Origin of the sequence: Priestia sp. JV24 (assembly GCF_025910025.1) — a bacterium.
Taxonomy (GTDB): domain Bacteria; phylum Bacillota; class Bacilli; order Bacillales; family Bacillaceae_H; genus Priestia; species Priestia megaterium.
In genome coordinates this window covers 212,682-232,848 of the sequence record NZ_JAPCIN010000023.1, presented here as the reverse complement: position 1 = coordinate 232,848, position 20,167 = coordinate 212,682, and the positions used below count along the sequence as shown (strand labels likewise).

At 38.6% G+C, this 20,167-nt stretch carries 15 protein-coding genes; all 15 read left to right on the top strand.

The features are described 5' to 3' along the window. Positions 1 to 50: 50 nt before the first annotated feature. The 15 genes from bshC (at position 51) to sigE (ending at position 20,040) form a co-directional block, all read left to right on the top strand. Positions 51 to 1,676: a bacillithiol biosynthesis cysteine-adding enzyme BshC gene (gene bshC / locus OK414_RS22380; RefSeq protein WP_034649136.1), complete on the top strand. Its 1,626-nt coding sequence runs from the start codon at positions 51 to 53 to the stop codon at positions 1,674 to 1,676. Positions 1,677 to 2,010: 334 nt separating this feature from the next. Then, positions 2,011 to 2,946, top strand: coding sequence for a 16S rRNA (cytosine(1402)-N(4))-methyltransferase RsmH (gene rsmH / locus OK414_RS22375; RefSeq protein ID WP_013084858.1), 936 nt, complete (start codon positions 2,011 to 2,013; stop codon positions 2,944 to 2,946). A gap of 33 nt (positions 2,947 to 2,979) precedes the next feature. Beyond that, complete coding sequence (ftsL, locus tag OK414_RS22370) at positions 2,980 to 3,339, top strand: cell division protein FtsL (RefSeq protein WP_013058965.1); 360 nt, start codon at positions 2,980 to 2,982, stop codon at positions 3,337 to 3,339. A gap of 5 nt (positions 3,340 to 3,344) precedes the next feature. Beyond that, positions 3,345 to 5,603: a penicillin-binding protein gene (locus OK414_RS22365; protein ID WP_263045068.1), complete on the top strand. Its 2,259-nt coding sequence runs from the start codon at positions 3,345 to 3,347 to the stop codon at positions 5,601 to 5,603. Positions 5,604 to 5,672: 69 nt separating this feature from the next. Continuing rightward, positions 5,673 to 7,589, top strand: a complete 1,917-nt coding sequence (locus tag OK414_RS22360; protein ID WP_263045067.1) for a stage V sporulation protein D — start codon at positions 5,673 to 5,675, stop codon at positions 7,587 to 7,589. Between the two features lie 211 nt (positions 7,590 to 7,800). Continuing rightward, entirely contained in the window at positions 7,801 to 9,264 is a 1,464-nt protein-coding gene (locus OK414_RS22355; protein WP_263045066.1) for a UDP-N-acetylmuramoyl-L-alanyl-D-glutamate--2,6-diaminopimelate ligase, read from the top strand. Between the two features lie 61 nt (positions 9,265 to 9,325). Next, on the top strand, positions 9,326 to 10,300 hold the full coding sequence (mraY, locus tag OK414_RS22350; protein WP_013058961.1) for a phospho-N-acetylmuramoyl-pentapeptide-transferase: 975 nt from the start codon (positions 9,326 to 9,328) through the stop codon (positions 10,298 to 10,300). Beyond that, positions 10,301 to 11,650 carry a UDP-N-acetylmuramoyl-L-alanine--D-glutamate ligase gene (gene murD / locus OK414_RS22345; protein ID WP_034649143.1) on the top strand — a complete coding sequence of 450 codons (1,350 nt, stop codon included), beginning with the start codon at positions 10,301 to 10,303 and terminating at the stop codon, positions 11,648 to 11,650. It begins immediately after the preceding gene. 61 nt (positions 11,651 to 11,711) lie between these two features. Further along, entirely contained in the window at positions 11,712 to 12,812 is a 1,101-nt protein-coding gene (gene spoVE, locus OK414_RS22340) for a stage V sporulation protein E (protein ID WP_013058959.1), read from the top strand. Between the two features lie 540 nt (positions 12,813 to 13,352). Continuing rightward, entirely contained in the window at positions 13,353 to 14,258 is a 906-nt protein-coding gene (gene murB / locus OK414_RS22335; protein ID WP_013058958.1) for a UDP-N-acetylmuramate dehydrogenase, read from the top strand. A 153-nt stretch (positions 14,259 to 14,411) separates the two neighbouring features. Beyond that, the gene (locus OK414_RS22330) at positions 14,412 to 15,170 is read left to right on the top strand and encodes a cell division protein FtsQ/DivIB (protein WP_016765445.1); all 759 of its coding nucleotides are present in this window, start codon (positions 14,412 to 14,414) and stop codon (positions 15,168 to 15,170) included. 425 nt (positions 15,171 to 15,595) lie between these two features. Then, positions 15,596 to 16,891, top strand: coding sequence for a cell division protein FtsA (ftsA, locus tag OK414_RS22325; protein WP_013058956.1), 1,296 nt, complete (start codon positions 15,596 to 15,598; stop codon positions 16,889 to 16,891). A gap of 41 nt (positions 16,892 to 16,932) precedes the next feature. Further along, a complete protein-coding gene (gene ftsZ / locus OK414_RS22320) occupies positions 16,933 to 18,090 on the top strand; it encodes a cell division protein FtsZ (RefSeq protein ID WP_263045065.1) in 1,158 nt (385 codons plus the stop codon). A 276-nt stretch (positions 18,091 to 18,366) separates the two neighbouring features. Next, on the top strand, positions 18,367 to 19,290 hold the full coding sequence (gene spoIIGA / locus OK414_RS22315) for a sigma-E processing peptidase SpoIIGA (protein ID WP_013084851.1): 924 nt from the start codon (positions 18,367 to 18,369) through the stop codon (positions 19,288 to 19,290). 30 nt (positions 19,291 to 19,320) lie between these two features. Next, positions 19,321 to 20,040, top strand: a complete 720-nt coding sequence (gene sigE / locus OK414_RS22310) for an RNA polymerase sporulation sigma factor SigE (RefSeq protein WP_013058953.1) — start codon at positions 19,321 to 19,323, stop codon at positions 20,038 to 20,040. Positions 20,041 to 20,167 lie beyond the last annotated feature (127 nt).

Genomic DNA, 20,167 nt, shown 5'->3' with positions numbered 1-20,167 from the left:
AAGCTATATGTAGAGAATATAAGTATTAGGAAAAGAAAGGAAGTTCTTTCATGGAGATTACAGACGTCTCTTTAAAGGCGGGAAACAAACTAACGAACGATTACATAAAAGGTGAAAAGCAAGCACTTTCCTTTTTTCATTATAATATACACGAAAAAGACGTATATGAAAAACGTTTAGCGGATGTTCAAAAGCAGTCTTATCCAAGAGAACAGCTTGCTGAGTATCTGCTTGATTTTAATAAGCGCTACGGAGCATCTTCTAAGACGATTGAAAATATTGAAAAGCTAAAAGATCCTAACAGCGTAGTGGTCGTTGGAGGTCAGCAAGCGGGGCTGCTTACCGGTCCTTTGTACACCATTCATAAAGTGATTTCAATTGTGCTCCTAGCTAAACAACAAGAGGAAGCTTTAAACGTGCCCGTGCTTCCGGTATTTTGGATTGCTGGAGAAGATCATGATTTTGCTGAGATCAACCATGTATACACAGAGCATAAAAACCAGCTTTTAAAGAAAACGCTAAAGCATTCTTTAAAGAAAAAGCAAATGGTTTCTCAAATTGAACTAGACCATGAGGCCTGTAGAAGCTGGGTTCGTGATGTATTTCAAACGTTTAACGAAACGGCGCATACAAACCAGGTATTACACTTTGTTTTAGAAGCGTTAGATAAATCACGTACCTATGTCGATTTCTTTGCTCATTTGGTTACCACAATGTTCGCAGAGTCAGGTCTTATTTTAATGGATGCAGCTTCTAAAGAAGTGCGCAGCATTGAATCTTCTTTCTTTGTGACGTTAATTGAACAAAATGACAAATTATCGTCAGCCGTTATGGAACAGCAAACAGAGATTCAAAAACAATATGGACGAATGATTGAAGTGGGAGAAGAAACGGCTCATCTCTTTTATTCACACAATGAAAACAGAGTACTTTTAGAAAGAGATGCAGAACAAGAGCAGTTTGTTGGAAAGCAAAATGAACTCGCGCTGTCTAAAGAAGAGCTGGTTCAAATTGCTAAACAAACGCCTGAGCTTCTTAGTAACAACGTTGTGACTAGACCCCTTATGCAGGAGTACTTACTTCCTACCCTTGCATTTATTGCAGGTCCGGGGGAAGTAGCGTATTGGGCAGAGCTTGAAAAAGCATTTTCTTTATTTAGCTTTAAAATGCCTCCCGTGGTCCCTAGGTTATCCTATGCAATCGTAGAAAGACATATCGAGAAGTATATGGATGAACTTCAGTTAGACCTTTCGAACGTAGTGAACGAAGGTGTAGATGCAGAGAGAGAGCACTGGCTTAAGACAGAAGTTCACAACCCATACGAAATGTATTTTGAAAAAGCGAAAGAAGATTTCGAAAAAATTCATAAAACTCTTCGTGAAAATATTCAAAAAGAAGACAAAACATTTGATGAAGTCATGCTTAAAAATCGAGCGATTATTCAAAAGCAGTTTGAAACCATTCAAAAGATTGTCGAATCCAAACAGCTAATTAAGCACGATGTGAAGCATTCAAAATATGCTCAAATTGAACTTGCTCTTCGTCCCTACAATGCTCCACAAGAACGCATGTGGAATATTATGTATTATTTAAATGGTTATGGTATGCAATTTGTGTCAGATTTACTAAGTGCTGAAGTCGAATTAAATCACCAGTTAAAAGTCTGTTATGTCTAATAAAATCCTGCTGAAAAGCAGGATTTTTATTTTGGAAAAGAGAAAAAGTCTACAAGGTGAATGTTAACCAATTGAATCCTTATAAGGTATTTATTTCTAATTGTGTAAAAAAACCTTATATTCCTTACATTTTATTCTACGAATATGTCCTACTTTTAACAAAATGACACTATTTGTGACAAAAAGACAAAATTCTACTTAATTCTTATATAAATAGCTGAAATAATGTTGAACTTTGATATATAATATAAACGTGTATATATATCAAAGAAAAACACCGTTTTTTGCTTTTTGTATACATAACTAAGTAGTTTAGAAAGAAGTAGGTGTCATAATGTTTAATCACACAACTGTTTTGCTTAAAGAAGCAGCGGAAGGCTTAAATATTAAGCCGGATGGAGTATATGTCGACTGCACGCTTGGCGGAGCAGGTCATAGTGAATATATCGTAAAACAGCTATCAGAAAAAGGGAAATTAATTGCGTTTGATCAAGACGATGTCGCTCTTGCAAATGCAAAAGAGAAATTGGCCCCGTATCTAGACAGAGTTATTCTAATCAAAAGTAATTTTCGCTATTTAAAAGAGCAGCTAATGGAACACGGAATTGAAGAAGTAGACGGAGTATTGTTTGACCTCGGAGTCTCGTCTCCTCAGTTGGATACACCAGAGCGAGGGTTCAGCTTTCATCATGATGCCCCGCTTGATATGCGCATGGATCAAAACTCAATGTTTTCTGCGTACAACGTAGTAAATGAATGGCCTTATGAAAAACTTGTGAAAATCTTTTTCCAATACGGAGAAGAAAAGTTTTCAAAACAAATTGCCCGCAAAATTGAAGCATATCGAGAGTCTAAACCAATTGAAACAACGCTAGAGCTTGTTGATCTTATTAAAGATGGTATTCCAGCGCCAGCTAGACGAACGGGTGGACATCCCGCAAAACGAATTTTCCAGGCTATTCGAATTGCTGTAAATGATGAGCTCCAAGTATTTGAAGATGCAATTGAACAGGCTATGGATGTGATCAAAAAAGGTGGACGTGTAAGTGTTATTACCTTCCACTCACTTGAAGATCGAATTTGTAAAGTGGCGTTTAAAAATGCAAGCACGGTTCCGCAGCTTCCGCATGGACTGCCGATTATTCCAGAAGAATTTAAACCTAAAATGAAAGTTATTACAAGAAAACCTATTTTACCTTCAGAAGAAGAGATAGAAGAAAATAAGCGCGCGCGTTCGGCAAAGCTTCGAATTGTTGAGAAATTAGTGTAATTAAAGGGTTTTATCAAAGAGGAGGGGACGAGAATGAACAATGTAGCATACAAAGTAAGAGAGCAAGATCAGCAGCAGAAGCAGCAAAAGACGGTACGTCAAGTTGTTCGGAAGACAAAAAGAAAAATCACGGTTGGTGAAAAAATTGTGTATTCTGGATTTGTCGCACTCATGCTGTTTGGGTCTGTGCAAATCATTTCAAATCAATCTTCGCTTTATAGCATCAGTGAAGAAGTGCAATCACTCGATGGAAAGATTGACAAGCAAGAAGCAAAAAACAATGAGTTAAAATTACAGGTAACAGAGTTAAGTGCATACGATCGTATTTGGACAAAAGCAAAAGAACTTGGACTAAAATTGAATGAAAATAACGTAAAAGTCGTTAACGATTAATTGCGATGACTACGCCAAGAAAAAATAGCAATATTAGTACAGGAGCAGCAATATTAATTTTAATATTTGCATTGCTCTTTTTTGTATTAGCCATCAGGTTCTTTTACATCCAAGCGACGGGCAAAGCAGACGGAGAAGCTTTAGCCGAAATTGCACAAAAACAGCATACGCGAACGTCTAAAATTGAAGGACAGCGCGGTACGATTTACGATCGAAACGGAGAAGCAATCGCCCAAGACACGGGTGCTTATACGGTTGTGGCGATTTTAGATAAAAAACAAACAAAAGACAAAGATCACCCGCAGCACGTAGTAGACCCAGAAAAAACGGCTGAAAAATTAGCCCCATTATTAAAGATGGACGAATCGAAAATTGACAGCATGTTAACAAGAGGAATTAAACGTGGTACCTTCCAAGTCGAACTTGGCCCAGGCGGACGTGATATTGATAACGTGCTAAAGCAAAAAATTGAAAAACTAAATCTCCCAGGCATCACGTTTTTACGCGATTCGAAGCGCTTCTATCCAAACGGTGTATTCGCCTCAAGTATTTTAGGGTACGCACAAAAAGATGATACGGGTAAAATCGTAGGGAAAATGGGAATTGAAAAAGTATTTGATAAGCAGCTTTCTGAAGAAGATGGATATGTAAAATACGAAGCTGCTAAAAATGGAATTAAGCTTCCGGATCCAAAAGAGTCAATTGTAGCTCCGAAAAATGGAGACAGCGTCACGCTTACGATTGATGAAAAAATTCAAACGTTTTTAGAGGATGCAATGACAGCTGCTGCTAAAGAATATAAACCAGAAGAGCTAATGGCAACGGTAGTGAATCCGAAAACCGGTGAAATTTTGGCGATGTCAAACCGTCCTTCATTTGACCCGAATATTCGTGATATCACTTCTTACCGTAATCCGTTTGTTGAAAACAGCTATGAACTTGGTTCAACGATGAAAATCTTTACGCTAGCAGCCGCGATTGATGCAGGCGTCTATAACGGCGAAGACCGCTATCAGTCGGGATCTTATAAAGTAACGAAAAACAGCGTTCCAATTAACGATCACAACGGCGGAGTCGGCTGGGGAGCTATTACATTTAATGAAGGGATTCAAAGGTCTTCAAATGTAGCGGTAGCCATTTTAGCCAACGAAAAATTGGGCACCGACCGTTTGTATAAATATTTGGACAAGTTTGGCTTTATGGATAAAACGGGAATTGACTTGCCAAACGAAGCTTCTAGCAAGTTAGTGACGAAGTACCCGAGAGACCGCGTAACTACTGCATTTGGACAGGCGTCCGCTTTTACGCCTATTCAAGAAATTCAAGCGGCTACTGCGATTGCAAATGACGGGAAAATGATGAAGCCTTACGTGATTAAACAAGTAGTCGATGAAACAAATAAGAAAACGATTAAGAAAACAAAACCTACCGTAGTAGGACAACCTATTTCTAAAAAAGCAGCGAACGAAACGCTAGATATTTTAGAAACCGTTGTTTCTTCTGATGACGGAACAGGGAAACCTTACGCGATTGAAGGATACGATGTCGCTGGAAAGACGGGAACAGCTCAAATTCCTGGTCCTACCGGAGGCTACTTGCATGGACACGGGAAAAATTTCATTTCCTTTATGGGCTTTGCACCTGCTAAAGATCCAAAGCTGCTTGTCTATGTAGCCGTTAAAAATCCAACTCTCACGCCTCAAGAGACGGGTACTGCGCCGCTTACAGCCGTATTTAATCCGGTGATGAAAAACAGCCTGCAGTACTTAGGGGTGGAGCCTGAAAAAACAGACGAAGACGGAAAGAAAACAGAAGATAAAAAAGTAGATTCAGAAATTACGCTTAAGTCTTACGTTAATGAATCAGTTAATAGTGCCGTGAAAGACTTAAAACAAAAAGGACTTGTTCCTGTTGTAATAGGTAAAGGAGATACGGTAGAAAGCCAATCACCGACTTCTGATACCATTGTCACTGGTCAACGCGTGTTTATTAAGACAAATGGAAAAGCCACAATGCCTGATTTAACAGGTTTTTCACATCGTGATGTTATACGCTTTAGTGAATTTGTCAACGTTCGACCTAGCGCACTTGAAAATGGTTATGTTGTAAGTCAAAGTATTAAAGCAGGCGATCTGTTAAAAGCAGGAACGTACCTGAAAGTAGAACTTGAAACGCCTAAAGAATTTTCAAGCACGTTAAATAAGTTAAAAGAAACGGAAAAAAGTGAGTCTGATAGTAAAAAAGACGATAAGCAACTTGACTAGAAATTAAGTTCTAGTGAATCCTGTACAAGCATATATTGGAACGAGCCGATTCAGAGGAGGTTCTAATATATGCGGGTATCAGGAGTCACAGTTCGTAAAAGGCTAGCCATTGTTTTGTTTGTCGGTTTTATTGTGTTTTTGATTATTGATACAAGGCTTGGATATGTACAGTTGCTGACTGGGGATACGCTAACTGAAAAAGCCAAAGACTTATGGAGTCGGAATATTCCTTTTGAACCTGAAAGAGGAAAGATACTAGATCGCAATGATGTGGCACTTGCTACAAATAAAAGTGCACCGACCGTTTTAGTTATGCCAAGACAAGTTGAAAATCCAGCTGTTACAGCTGAAAAGTTAGCAAAAGTGCTGGGAGCATCAAAAGAAAAAGTATATGAGCAAATAACAAAAGCTTCTTCTAGCGTGTATTTGCGTCCTGAAGGAAGAAAAATTTCACATGCGAAAGCAAATGAAGTGCGAAATTTAAATTTAAAAGGCGTATATATAGCTGAGGATTCGAAGCGGTACTATCCGTTTGGAAGTTATTTGTCGCATGTATTAGGCTTTGCGGGAGTAGATAATCAAGGGTTAACAGGCCTTGAATTATATTATGATAAAGAGCTAAAAGGACAAAAAGGTTCAGTTAAACTGTATTCGGATGCTAAAGGTAAAAAGATGCCCAATATAGCCGATGACTACACAGCACCTGTGGACGGGCTGGATTTGAGATTGACCATTGATTCACGTGTGCAAACGATCATGGAGCGTGAGTTGGATAATGCTCAGACAGCTTATAATCCAGATGGTATGATTGCCATTGCCATGAATCCTAAAAACGGTGAAATTTTAGGTATGTCTAGTCGTCCGGGCTTTGATCCTACGGATTTTAAAAATGTGAAGCCTGAGGTGTATAATCGCAATCTTCCAATCTGGAGCGTATATGAGCCCGGATCGACGTTTAAGATTATTACACTGGCAGCTGCTCTTGAAGAAAAGAAAGTGGATTTACTAAAAGATCAATTTTACGATGATGGAGCCGCGGAAGTTGGCGGAGCGAGACTTCGCTGCTGGAAAAAAGGCGGACATGGACAGCAGTCTTTTTTAGAAGTTGTACAGAACTCATGTAACCCTGGTTTTGTGGAGCTTGGGGAACGTTTAGGAAAAGAAAAATTGTTCAAATACATTAAAGAATTTGGCTTTGGTCAAAAAACAGGTATTGATTTACAAGGAGAAGCAAAAGGAATTTTGTTCCCACTTGAGCGCGTAGGGCCGGTTGAACAAGCTACAACAGCTTTTGGGCAAGGGGTTGCTGTTACGCCTATTCAACAAGTAGCTGCTGTTTCCGCAGCCGTAAACGGTGGAACGCTTTATGAACCTTATATTGCCAAAGAGTGGGTGGATCCAACTACCGGAAAGGTTGTAAGCAGTCATAAGCCGGTTGCTAAGCGAAAAGTTATTTCCGAGGAAACGTCTAAGCAAGTGCGTTTTGCTCTTGAAAGTGTAGTAGCACAAGGAAGCGGAAAAGGAGCTTTTGTGGAAGGGTACCGCGTTGGAGGAAAGACGGGTACGGCGCAGAAAGCTCAAAATGGAAAGTATTTAAAAAATAATCACATCGTTTCTTTTATCGGTGTTGCACCAGCAGATAACCCTGAAATTGTCGTGTATGTTGCGGTTGATAATCCAAAAGGCACCATTCAGTTTGGTGGAGTTGTAGCAGCTCCGATTGTAGGTAAAATGATTGAAGACAGCTTGCGTGTGATGGACGTTAAACCGCGTAAAGGACAAATTGAAAAAGAGTTAACGTGGCTGGACACACCAATGATAAAAGTACCAAATGTCGTAGGAATGTCAAAAAAAGAGTTACAAGAACAGCTACTTAATTTAAAATTAGATGTGAGTGGCGAAGGAGATAAAGTGATCAAGCAGTCTCCTGCAGCCGGAACGAAAGTTAAAGAAGGCGAAACGGTTAGAATTTATATGGGAAAATAAAAATCTCTATAAACCATTATTCTTCCTTGCATGATAATCAGCAGGTTACTCTGCGTGTGAACATGAAATCAACAAATAAGCCTTGGGGGTGTTCCCTCCGGGCTTCTTTTTCTGTAAAATGTAATAGGTTAGGTGCTAGAAAAAGAAGAATAGTTGCCATAGCGTCTTATAACAAACGTTTCACTTTACAAATAGAGAGGACATGGTAGGAATGGATTTACGAGAACTACTAACACATTTACATGATTTTGTTCAGCTTCCTGAACAGAATATTGATATTACGTCAATTGAAATGGATTCAAGAGAAGTTAAGCCGGGAGCATTGTTCATTTGTATAGACGGCTATACGGTTGATGGCCATAGCTTTGCACAGATGGCTGTGGAAAAAGGGGCAGTAGCAATCTTAGCAGAAAAGCCTGTGGATGTAGAAGTGCCTGTTGTACGTGTGAAGAGTACAAAACGAGCAATGGCAGTGCTAGCGGATGCTTTTTACAATCAGCCCACACAAAAAATGCATTTAATTGGTGTAACAGGCACAAATGGAAAAACAACGATTACACATTTAATTGAGCATATCTTTAAATCACAACATAAAAAGACGGGTCTAATTGGAACGATTGAAATTCGTATTGGTGATACGTCTTATGATGTGAAAAACACAACGCCTGAATCGCTGACGCTCCAAAAAACATTTCACCAAATGGTGGAGGAGAATGTAGAAGTAGCGATGATGGAAGTATCATCTCATGCACTTGACTTAGGACGCGTACACGGGTGCGACTTTGATGTTGCGGTATTTAGTAACTTAACGCAAGATCACCTGGACTATCATCATACAATGGAAGATTATCGTCGTGCTAAAGGGTTGCTATTTGCACAGTTAGGAAACGCTTATAACCATGATCGTCCTAAATTTGCTGTTCTTAATGCTGATGATGCGGCAACCGAGGAATATATTAAAAACACGGCTGCTACAGTGATTACCTATGGTATTGACCGTGAAAGTGATATTCGTGCAACCAATATTCAAATTACAAACAGCGGCACAACGTTCGACTTAACAACACCGACAGAAACGGTTCGTGTAGAGATGAAGCTTATTGGGAAATTCAGCGTCTACAACGTATTAGCGGCTACGGCTTCATGTTTAGTATCAGGTATCCCTCTGTCAGTTATTGTCGAGGAAATAAAAGTGTTAGAAGGCGTGTCTGGGCGTTTTGAAGTGGTTGATGCGGAGCAAGATTTTACGGTTATCGTTGATTATGCCCATACGCCGGACAGCTTAGAGAACGTGTTAAAAACTGTAAAAGAATTCGCAAAACGCAATATATATGTTATTGTTGGTTGTGGCGGAGATCGAGATCGTACAAAACGACCAATCATGGCTCGAATTGCAGCTGAATACAGTACACAAGCTATTTTGACATCTGATAATCCACGAAGTGAAGATCCATTGGCTATTTTAAAAGATATGGAAGAAGGTTTGGATACAGATAACTATGTGACGATTGCTGATCGTGCAGAAGCTATTCGCTATGCAGTGGAAACAGCGCATACAGATGATGTTATTGTCATTGCTGGAAAAGGGCACGAGACCTATCAAATTATTGGTAAAAAAGTATTCGATTTTGACGATCGAGAAGTAGCACGCAAAATGATTGAGGAGCGAAAGTAGTAATGAAATGGGTAGAGAACAAAATGAGTCGGAATGAGTTGGAAGTTAAGGAGGGAACATCGTGCTAGAACAATCAATTTTATTGACAATCGGCGTAGCCTTTTTGATTACGGTTGTATTGTCGCCGATTTTTATTCCCTTCTTAAGAAGATTAAAGTTTGGTCAAAGTATTCGTGATGAAGGCCCGAAATCTCACCAGAAAAAATCAGGTACACCTACAATGGGCGGTATCATGATTTTATTATCTATTATTGTGGCAACTCTTATTATGGTCAATCAGTATGCAGAACTTACATATAAGACGTTTCTATTATTATTTGTCACAATCGGATTTGGTTTATTAGGATTTTTAGATGATTTTATAAAAGTAGTGTTAAAGCGTAACCTTGGATTAACATCTAAACAAAAGTTTTTAGGTCAGGTTGTCATTTCAATTATTTTTTACTTTATTGCAAGACAGTTTGAGTTTTCAACTGAAGTGACGATTCCTGGAATTAAAGACCCAATCGATTTAGGTTGGTTTTATGTTGTTTTCCTCATCATCTGGCTTGTTGGTTTTTCAAACGCGGTTAACTTGACGGATGGATTAGACGGACTTGTATCTGGTACAAGTGCGATTGCTTTTGGTGCATTTGCAGTTCTTGCTTGGAATGCAGAGCAGTTTGAATTATCTATTTTCTCAGTTGCTGTAGTAGGAGCTGTGTTAGGATTTTTAGTTTTTAATGCCCATCCTGCAAAAGTATTTATGGGAGATACGGGTTCTTTAGCGCTAGGAGGAGCTATCGCTACGGTGGCTGTTTTAATGAAAATGGAATTCTTGCTTGTTATTATCGGTGGTGTGTTTGTTATTGAAACACTATCTGTTATTATTCAAGTCGCATCTTTCAAAACAACAGGAAAACGTGTGTTTAAAATGAGCCCGCTTCATCACCATTACGAGCTAAGCGGCTGGTCGGAATGGCGCGTAGTTATGACTTTTTGGGCTGTAGGACTATTATTTGCAATGCTTGGAATTTATATCGAGGTGTGGATTTAAATGAAATCAGTCAATACGTATCAAGGTAAACAAGTACTTATTTTAGGGTTAGCCAAGAGCGGTTTAGCAGCCGCTCAGTTAGTTAAACAGCTTGGTGCTAAAGTAGTCGTTAATGATCAAAAACCGTACGAAGAGAACGCAGCAGCACAGGAATTAGAAAAAACGGGCATTGAAGTTGTGTGTGGACATCATCCGCTTGAGCTTTTAGACAAAGCGGATGTTATTGTAAAAAACCCTGGGATTCCGTATTCAAATGTTCTATTGCAAGAAGCATTAAAGCGAAATATTCCGATTTTAACAGAGGTAGAATTGGCTTATGAAATTAGCGAAGCTCCTTTTATCGGAATTACGGGAAGCAATGGGAAGACAACAACAACAACGCTAATTTATAAAATGTTAGAAGAAGATCAAAAGCAACCGTTGATTGCTGGAAATATTGGAACAGTAGCTTGTGAAGTGGCGCAAAAAGCAACAAAGGACAATGTAATTGTAACGGAGCTTTCTTCTTTTCAGCTGATGGGAATTGAAAAATTCCGTCCGAAAATCTCTTTATTATTGAATTTGTTTGATGCCCACTTAGACTATCATGGCACAAAAGAGGAATATATCAAAGCGAAAGCAAATCTCTTTAACAATCAAACAAGTGAAGACTTTGCCGTTATTAATGCGGATGATGAGCTAGTGATGAAAGCTAGTGCAGATGTTAAAGCGACAAAAGTACCTTTTTCTGTTACAGCTCAAACGACAGAAGGAGCGTATATTAAAAACGAAACCATTTTCTTTAAAGATGAAGAAGTGATGTCTTTAAAAGATGTGGTGCTGCCAGGCAAACATAATCAAGAAAACATTTTAGCAGCTGTATCCGTTGTGAAGCTGTACGGTTGTTCAAATGAAGCTATCTACCGAGTGCTCACAACGTTTGCTGGTGTTAAACACCGCGTTCAATATGTCACGACAATCAACAAACGCAAGTTTTATAATGACTCTAAAGCTACGAATATGCTTGCTACAAAAGTAGCTCTTTCCGCTTTTTCGCAGCCGACGATTTTACTTGCAGGTGGACTCGATCGCGGCAATGAGTTTGATGATTTAAAAGAAGAGTTTAAAAATGTGAAAGCTGTGATTACGTTTGGTGAAACGGCTCCTAAAATTGAACGCGTAGCAAAAGAAGCGGGAATACAAATTGTAAAACGTGTCGATAATGTTAAACAAGCAGTTTCAGAAGCATATGCTTGTTCAGATGAAGAAGATGTTATTTTATTATCTCCTGCTTGTGCAAGCTGGGATCAATTTAAAACTTTTGAAGAACGTGGTGACATCTTTATTGAATCTGTGCATAAACTGAAATAAGGGCTTGTCTAAACACCTAGAAAATACACTAGCCCTAATCTATTTTTAGAGGTGTGTGACAGTGTCGACAAAAAGGTCTACCCCAGATTTTTTTCTCATAATCGTTACGCTTTCCTTGCTAACCATCGGCCTTATCATGGTATACAGCGCAAGTGCGGTATGGGCTACATACAAGTTTAATGATTCTTTTTTCTTTGCTAAACGCCAGCTCTTATTTGCAGGGCTTGGAGTATGCGCAATGTTTGTCATCATGAATATTGATTATTGGATGTGGCGTACGTGGGCGAAGCCAATTGTAATCATTTGCTTTGTTATGCTGGTACTTGTATTGATTCCGGGAGTAGGGCTAGTACGGAATGGGTCGCAAAGTTGGATAGGAGTTGGAGCGTTTTCGATTCAGCCTTCAGAATTTATGAAGTTTGCTATGATTATATTTTTAGCGAAATATTTATCAGAAAACCAGAAGAAGATTACGTCTTTTAGAAAAGGCATGTTACCGGCGTTATTACTGGTTTTCTTACCGTTTGGCATTATTATGATGCAGCCGGATTTAGGAACGGGAACGGTGCTTGTTGGAACTTGTTTAGTCATGATTTTTGTTTCAGGAGCAAAAGTAAGTCACTTTGCAGGTCTTGGGTTGCTTGGCGTTGCCGGTTTTGTAGGGCTTGTTTTATCGGCTCCTTATCGGATTAAACGCATCACTTCATTTTTAAACCCTTGGGAAGATCCGCTTGGAAGCGGGTTTCAAATCATTCAATCTCTTTATGCAATTGGGCCAGGGGGATTGCTTGGATTAGGGTTAGGGCAAAGCAGACAAAAGTTCTTTTATTTGCCGGAGCCTCAAACTGATTTTATTTTTGCTATTCTGGCAGAAGAGCTCGGTTTCATTGGCGGAACGCTTGTTCTTCTTTTGTTTAGCTTATTGCTTTGGAGAGGAATTAAAGTAGCGCTCGGAGCTCCTGATCTTTACGGAACGTTTTTAGCCTTAGGAATTATTTCAATGGTTGCGATTCAAGTCATGATTAATATAGGCGTGGTAACAGGTCTTATGCCTGTTACGGGAATTACGCTTCCATTTTTAAGTTACGGCGGATCATCGCTGACGCTCATGCTGGCAGCAGTTGGAGTTTTGTTAAATGTTAGTAGATATTCTCGCTATTAATTGAAAAAAATTGTATAATGTCAAGTAGGCAATGGTCTACTGAAGTAAACCGTCATCTTAAATCCAAGTGCACGCCGGATTTTGTTGGCGGTTTATTTTCGATTTTTTACAGGTAGATGATATTTTTGTATGAAATGTTTTTAAAATGTAATGTTGTGATAACCAATTTTGAGTCCAACTATGGTATGATGTGTAAGGTTAAATGTTTTATCTTAGTGATTAGGTGAACGTATGTGCACTTATGAGCGTAGCGTTTTTTTATGACTGTCAGCATGTGTTTAACTTCTAAATGAAAAACGATAAAAAAACAATCAAAATTACTTTATATAGCAGATGAACGTACATTCTATGGGTGAATGTCATACGATAAATAAAAATGATGAAATTGACAACAGAATAGAGTGCCTTGGTAGAAAAAAGGTATCTTACAAGGTGCTGCTGCTTAGTTATGAATCTGTTCTTATTATTCTTATGCATTAGAAGTAAGGGCGCATTGACATGAAAGTTTTATAACAGCAAAGAGGGTTTTAGGAGGTTCTTATGGAAGCGTTAGTAAAAGAGTTAGTCGAAGCGAATATTGGAAAGGTTCGTGAAAATGAACCGCTAGCAAAACATACAACAATGAAAATTGGTGGTCCAGCAGATGTGCTTGTAGAACCTGATTCTGTTGATCACTTAAAAGTTACAATGGATATTATTAAAAAACACGGCGTGAAATGGAGAGCGATTGGTCGAGGATCTAATCTTCTTGTTTCTGATAAGGGAATTGAAGGTGTGGTCATTAAGCTCGGAGCCGGATTAGATGATTTAACAGTAGATGGAGAGACGGTTACTGTAGGTGGGGGATACCCTAGCATCAAGCTTGCAACAGTTATTACAAAACAAGGTCTGTCTGGGCTGGAGTTTTCAAGTGGAATTCCTGGATCTGTGGGAGGCGCTGTTTATATGAATGCAGGTGCCCATGGTTCTGATATGTCTCATGTAGTCGAAAAAGCGCTTATTTTATTTGAAGATGGCACTCTTGAGTGGCTGACAAATGAAGAGCTTCAATTTTCGTATCGTCATTCAATTCTACAAAAAGACCGTCCTGGAGTATGTGTAGAAGCCGTGCTGCGTTTGAAAAAGGGAACGAAAGATGATATTGTGGCGGTCATGCAGAAAAATAAAGACTATCGCCGCGAAACACAGCCTTGGAATTTCCCTTGTGCAGGCAGTATTTTTAGAAATCCGCTTCCAAATTATGCAGGAGACTTAATTGAAAAGTCCAACTTAAAAGGTTTTTCAGTAGGTGGGGCGCAAATTAGTGAACAGCATGCGAACTTCATTGTCAACACAGGAGATGCAACGGCTTCAGATGTGCTGAATTTAATTGCTCATGTTAAGAAAACAATTAAAGAGAAATTCGATATTGATATTCATACAGAAGTTGAGATTATCGGTCGCTAATTACCCAGCCCGTGGCTGTATGGTTATGCGTGAAAAGGTAGCTTTTATGTGTTTATTCTATGCTATAATGGGGATATTCTCATGAAGCAAAGATTGGAAATAAATAGATGGTAATTCCTCGTTTATTTTCTCAAATGGATAAGGGTGAAAAAAATGGAAAAAGGTAAGTTAATTGTTTTAGAAGATCGGGTACCGAAGCTGCAAGAACAGCGAAAGCAAAAAGCAAATAGACGGCTGATTTTGTATTTATCACTCTTTTTCATCCTTATTTTATTTATTGTATATTCTCAATCTTCTCTGAGTAATGTTTCTAACATTGAAGTACAAGGGAATAAACATGTAAGTGATAAGGATATTGTCAAAGCGAGTGGTCTGTCCAAAAAAACCAGCTACTGGAAAGCTGATGCTGATCAAATTCAAGAAAAAGTCGAAAAAAACCCTGAGGTAAAGGAAGCTGTCATTCACAAAACATTTCCTAATAAGGTCGTAATCGACGTAAAAGAGTACGCAAGAATTGCATATGTAACCTCGGGGAATAAATATTTCCCTGTGAATGAAAATGGGAAAGTTCTAAAAGAAGTAAGTGCTAAGAAAGTGTCATCCGACGCTCCGCTGCTAATTGACTGGAAAGACGGAGACGCTATACAAAGCATGGTTCAAGAATTAGCTAAAACGCCTAAGAGCATAAAAGGGGCTATTTCTGAGATTTACTACGCGCCGACAAAATCAGAACCTCTTCACATCGAGGTGTTTATGAATGATACGCGTGAAGTAAGCGGGAAAATTAGCAACTTCTCTGATAAAATTGTTCATTACCCGGCTATTGCAAGTAAATTGAGTGATGATCAAAAAGGTATTATTGATTTAGAAGAAGGATATGCATTTAAACCTTATAAAAAGAGCAAGCAGTAATTATTTTTTATAAGTGTTAATTAAAGGAAATAGATGAGTTGAGACTGGCAAACTAGCCCTCGTACATTGTATAATCACATGCAAGTATTCTGCATACATATGATTTTCTTCTCCGTTGCTGTGAAATGGAAATGTAATATTTGTTCTAGGTAAGTTTCGCTTTTCTCAGTGTACATCTTAGTGTAGACTTGTAGTTAAATAGCTTTTTTCAGTGAATTTTAGGCTTAAATCTAAAAAAAAGTCAAAACCAGAACGTTTTGTTCTTTGAAAGAGATAAAGTCTGTGAAAAACTTGAAAAAAATTGATTTTACAAAAGGGAAACAGATGTATTTGTTGAATATTTTCATATAATAAAAAATTAATATTGTTGTTCTTCTTAATTTATTAAGATGACATGTGCAGAAAGAAAAAGGAGGTGCCAAAGAATGAACAGCAATGAAATATACGTTAGTTTAGACATCGGTACATCCAGTGTGAAAGTAATCATCGGAGAGATGAGTAACGATTCATTGAATATCATTGGTGTAGGGAATGTTAAATCACACGGACTAAAAAAAGGTTCTATCGTTGATATAGATGCAACAGTTCAATCTATTAGAAAAGCAGTAGAACAAGCTGAACGAATGGTAGGCATTACAATTAAAAAGGTTGTAGTGGGCATAAGCGGAAATCATGTATTTTTACAGGATTGTCACGGAGTAGTAGCCGTGTCAAGCGAGAATCGTGAAATTACAAACGAAGATATTCATCGAGTAATTGATGCTGCTCAAGTCATGTCTATCCCGCCAGATCGTGAAATCATTGATGTTATTCCAAAGCAATTTATTGTAGATGGCTTAGAAGGTATTAATGATCCTAGAGGTATGATTGGGGTACGTTTAGAAATGGAAGGCACGATCATAACAGGATCTAGAACGGTTTTACATAACTTATTACGCTGTGTAGAAAGAGCTGGTTTAGAAATCAGTGATATTTGTTTACAGCCTCTAGCCGCTGGTTCAATTGCATTATCTCGTGATGAAAAAAACTTAGGTGTCGCACTGGTAGATATCGGTGGAGGTTCAACAACGGTTGCGATCTTTGACCAAGGACATTTGAAAGTAACAAATGTACTAGCTGTTGGCGGAGAGCACATTACCAAGGATTTATCGATTGGCCTTCGCACATCGACTGAAGATGCGGAAAATATTAAGATAAAGCATGGACATGCTTTCTACGATCATGCTTCTGAAGAAGAAGTATTTAGTGTACCGATCATTGGAAGCGATCAGCATCAGCAGTTTAATCAGCTCGAAATCTCTGATATTATTGAAGCTAGACTAGAAGAGATTTTAGATATGATTACGCAAGAGGTAAATCGCCTAGGATACAAAGATATTCCAGGAGGATTTGTTTTAACAGGCGGAGTAGTAGCGATGCCTGGTATTCTTGAGCTAGCTCAAGTGATTTTAAAGAATAACGTGCGCATAGCAGTGCCTGATTATATTGGAGTACGTGAGCCGCATTATACAACAGGCGTAGGATTAATAAAATTTGCATACAAAAATGCTAAAATACAAGGCCGGGAAATTGGAGCGCCAGTTGTGGAAGAAGAGCCGATTGAGCAAGAAATGATCAAACCTAGCCCGAAACCACAGCAGCCGCAACAATCAGCTGAGCAGCCGAAAAAGAAAAATGACCAAAATTTAATGAAGAAGTTTTTTGGATACTTCTTTGATTAACGTTACGGATTGGTAATTTCGAAGAATTAGGAGGAACTATCATGTTGGAGTTTGATACAAGTGTAGACCAATTAGCGACGATTAAAGTAATCGGTGTCGGAGGCGGCGGTAACAACGCGGTTAACCGAATGATTGAACATGGCGTCCAAGGTGTAGAATTTATTGCAGTTAATACAGATGCACAAGCATTAAATTTATCAAAAGCCGAAACAAAAATGCAAATCGGCGCTAAATTAACAAGAGGATTAGGTGCAGGTGCTAATCCAGAAGTTGGTAAAAAAGCAGCTGAAGAAAGTAAGGAACAAATCCAAGAAGCCCTAAAAGGTGCAGATATGGTTTTCGTAACAGCTGGTATGGGTGGAGGAACTGGAACTGGTGCAGCTCCAGTCATTGCCCAAATTGCTCGTGAGCTAGGAGCACTAACGGTAGGTGTTGTTACTCGTCCGTTTACGTTCGAAGGTCGTAAGCGTTCTACTCAAGCGGCAGGCGGCATTGCGTCAATGAAAGAAGCAGTGGACACGCTGATTGTTATTCCAAATGATCGCTTATTGGAAATCGTTGATAAAAACACGCCAATGCTAGAAGCGTTCCGTGAAGCGGATAACGTATTGCGACAAGGTGTGCAAGGTATTTCAGATTTAATCGCAGTTCCTGGATTAATTAACTTAGACTTCGCTGACGTGAAAACAATTATGTCTAACAAAGGATCTGCCCTTATGGGTATCGGTATTGCAACTGGTGAAAACCGCGCTGCTGAAGCCGCTAAAAAAGCTATTTCAAGTCCACTTCTTGAAACATCTATCGATGGAGCTCAGGGTGTATTAATGAACATCACAGGCGGTACAAACCTAAGTCTTTACGAAGTACAAGAAGCTGCAGATATCGTTGCTTCGGCTTCTGACCAAGAAGTGAACATGATCTTTGGATCTGTTATTAACGAAAACCTAAAAGACGAGATTGTTGTTACAGTTATTGCAACTGGCTTTAGTGACCAAGATTTATCACAGCCAAAACCAGGTCGTCCTTCTTTATCGGCGAATCGCATGCAGCAAACGACACAGCAGCCGGCTCCACAGCCGAAGCGTGAAGTAAAGCGTGAAGAACCTGTACAGCAAGAATATACGCGTCCATCTCAGCCACAGTCTGAAGATGCGCTAGATATTCCAACATTCTTACGAAACCGTAATCGTAGACGCTAATAAAATAAAAAGCCAAGACCTCTGTTTTATACAGAGGTCTTTTTTTATGCCATGAAGCTAGAAAACTCCAAAAGGATATAAAAAGCATTCGACATGGTCAATATGATGCCTTCAAAGGGTTTGTGTTTTCTTTCTAAAAGTGGTGTGACAAATATCGAATGATTTCCTCAAAAATACTGCTTGTTTCTCGGCATGAACTGACAGACTTTCTAATAGGATGTACTATATACTAATTTTTAACAGAAAAATTCAGAAAGAATGGAGAGGTTATAAACATTGCCAATCTATTTAGATTTAATATGGATGCTGAATTTTGGATTAGATACGATTTTACTAATGTTATGTGCAGTTGTACTTAAACGGAATTACAAGTGGTGGAGGCTTTTGCTTGGCGGCTTTATCGGTTCATTGATTGTCCTTCTTATGTTTACGCCTTTTTCTCATCTTATGGTTCACCCTGCTATTAAAATTTTATTCTCTTTTTTTATGGTATTGATGACGTTTGGTTATAAACGACTGCGCTTTTTCTTTGAGAATTTATTAACGTTTTATTTTGCAACCTTTGTTGTTGGTGGAGGATTAATGGGCGTTCACTTTTTATTTCAAGATCAGTTCCTTGTTCTTAATCAAATGGTTGATACGAAATCTCCACAGTTTGGTGATCCTATTAGCTGGATATTTGTTCTTATCGGTTTTCCGCTATTATCTTATTTTTCAAAAGCACGAGTTGATGATTTGCGAATGAAAAATATTACATTTGATCAGCTGGTAGATGTGGAAGTTATTTTAAACGAACAGACGCTGTCGATGAAAGGACTTATTGATAGTGGAAACCAGCTTGTAGATCCGCTGACGAAAACCCCGGTTATGATTGTTACAGCAGATTCTTTAAAGGAAATATTGCCTGAAGGCTTAATGGAATTAAGCAAAAATGTCCAATCCTTTTCACACAGCGAAGATATTGATCAAGAGTGGTATTCAAAAGTCCGCTTTGTCCCTTATCGAAGCGTAGGCCAAGCCAACCAGTTGCTGCTTGCTCTAAAGCCAGATATGGTAAGGCTGGTGCATCAGTCCAACACGATTGAAGTCACTAAAGTATTAGTAGGTATTAGTCATACAACGCTTTCAGTGGAGAAGCAATATGAGTGTATTGTTCATCCGAAGCTTATTGTTATTGGAGAAGTAAGTTCCGCATCGTAAAAGGTGTGAACAAATAAAGGAGGATACAAAATGGCTACATATCGAATTCGATTTCAATTATGGTGGTACAAATTATTAATTAAACTTAAGCTAAAAACAGATGAAGTGTACTATATAGGAGGAAGTGAAGCTCTTCCACCCCCTTTAACAAAAGATGAAGAAGAAGTGCTCTTAAAAAAACTTCCATCAGGAGATGAAGCAGCACGTTCGCTGTTGATTGAGCGTAATTTGCGACTTGTTGTTTATATTGCCCGCAAGTTTGAAAATACGGGAATCAATATTGAGGATTTAATTAGCATTGGCACCATCGGTTTAATTAAAGCAGTAAACACGTTTAATCCTGAAAAGAAAATTAAGCTAGCGACGTACGCCTCTCGCTGTATTGAAAATGAAATTTTAATGTATTTGCGCCGCAACAACAAAATTCGATCTGAAGTTTCATTTGATGAGCCGTTAAATATTGATTGGGATGGAAACGAACTGCTATTATCTGACGTGATGGGAACCGAAGAAGATATCATCACAAAAGACCTAGAAGCGAATGTGGATCGAAAACTTTTGTTGAAAGCACTGCACCAATTAAATGATCGTGAAAAGCAAATTATGGAGCTGCGCTTTGGGCTAGCCGGCGGAGAAGAAAAAACGCAAAAAGATGTAGCTGATATGCTAGGCATTTCTCAGTCTTATATTTCAAGGCTTGAAAAACGAATTATTAAACGGCTGCGAAAAGAATTTAATAAAATGGTTTAAGTAAAAAAGCTGATTGTATAAGGGCTGAGAAGCATCTTATACAATCAGCTTTTTTAGCGTGGAATTGTCAGAATTGTAAAAGTGCATATTTTTTCCTTCTGAGGAGATACTGAATTCAGAACATCAT

Bases quoted from the DNA above. Each gene is read 5' to 3' on its own strand.
- ftsZ (WP_263045065.1), top strand. From the start codon at position 16,933: ATGTTGGAGTTTGATACAAGTGTAGACCAATTAGCGACGATTAAAGTA.
- ftsL (WP_013058965.1), top strand. From the start codon at position 2,980: ATGAACAATGTAGCATACAAAGTAAGAGAGCAAGATCAGCAGCAGAAG.
- OK414_RS22355 (WP_263045066.1), top strand. From the start codon at position 7,801: ATGGATTTACGAGAACTACTAACACATTTACATGATTTTGTTCAGCTT.
- OK414_RS22330 (WP_016765445.1), top strand. From the start codon at position 14,412: ATGGAAAAAGGTAAGTTAATTGTTTTAGAAGATCGGGTACCGAAGCTG.
- murD (WP_034649143.1), top strand. From the start codon at position 10,301: ATGAAATCAGTCAATACGTATCAAGGTAAACAAGTACTTATTTTAGGG.
- OK414_RS22365 (WP_263045068.1), top strand. From the start codon at position 3,345: ATGACTACGCCAAGAAAAAATAGCAATATTAGTACAGGAGCAGCAATA.
- rsmH (WP_013084858.1), top strand. From the start codon at position 2,011: ATGTTTAATCACACAACTGTTTTGCTTAAAGAAGCAGCGGAAGGCTTA.
- bshC (WP_034649136.1), top strand. From the start codon at position 51: ATGGAGATTACAGACGTCTCTTTAAAGGCGGGAAACAAACTAACGAAC.
- sigE (WP_013058953.1), top strand. From the start codon at position 19,321: ATGGCTACATATCGAATTCGATTTCAATTATGGTGGTACAAATTATTA.
- OK414_RS22360 (WP_263045067.1), top strand. From the start codon at position 5,673: ATGCGGGTATCAGGAGTCACAGTTCGTAAAAGGCTAGCCATTGTTTTG.
- murB (WP_013058958.1), top strand. From the start codon at position 13,353: ATGGAAGCGTTAGTAAAAGAGTTAGTCGAAGCGAATATTGGAAAGGTT.
- ftsA (WP_013058956.1), top strand. From the start codon at position 15,596: ATGAACAGCAATGAAATATACGTTAGTTTAGACATCGGTACATCCAGT.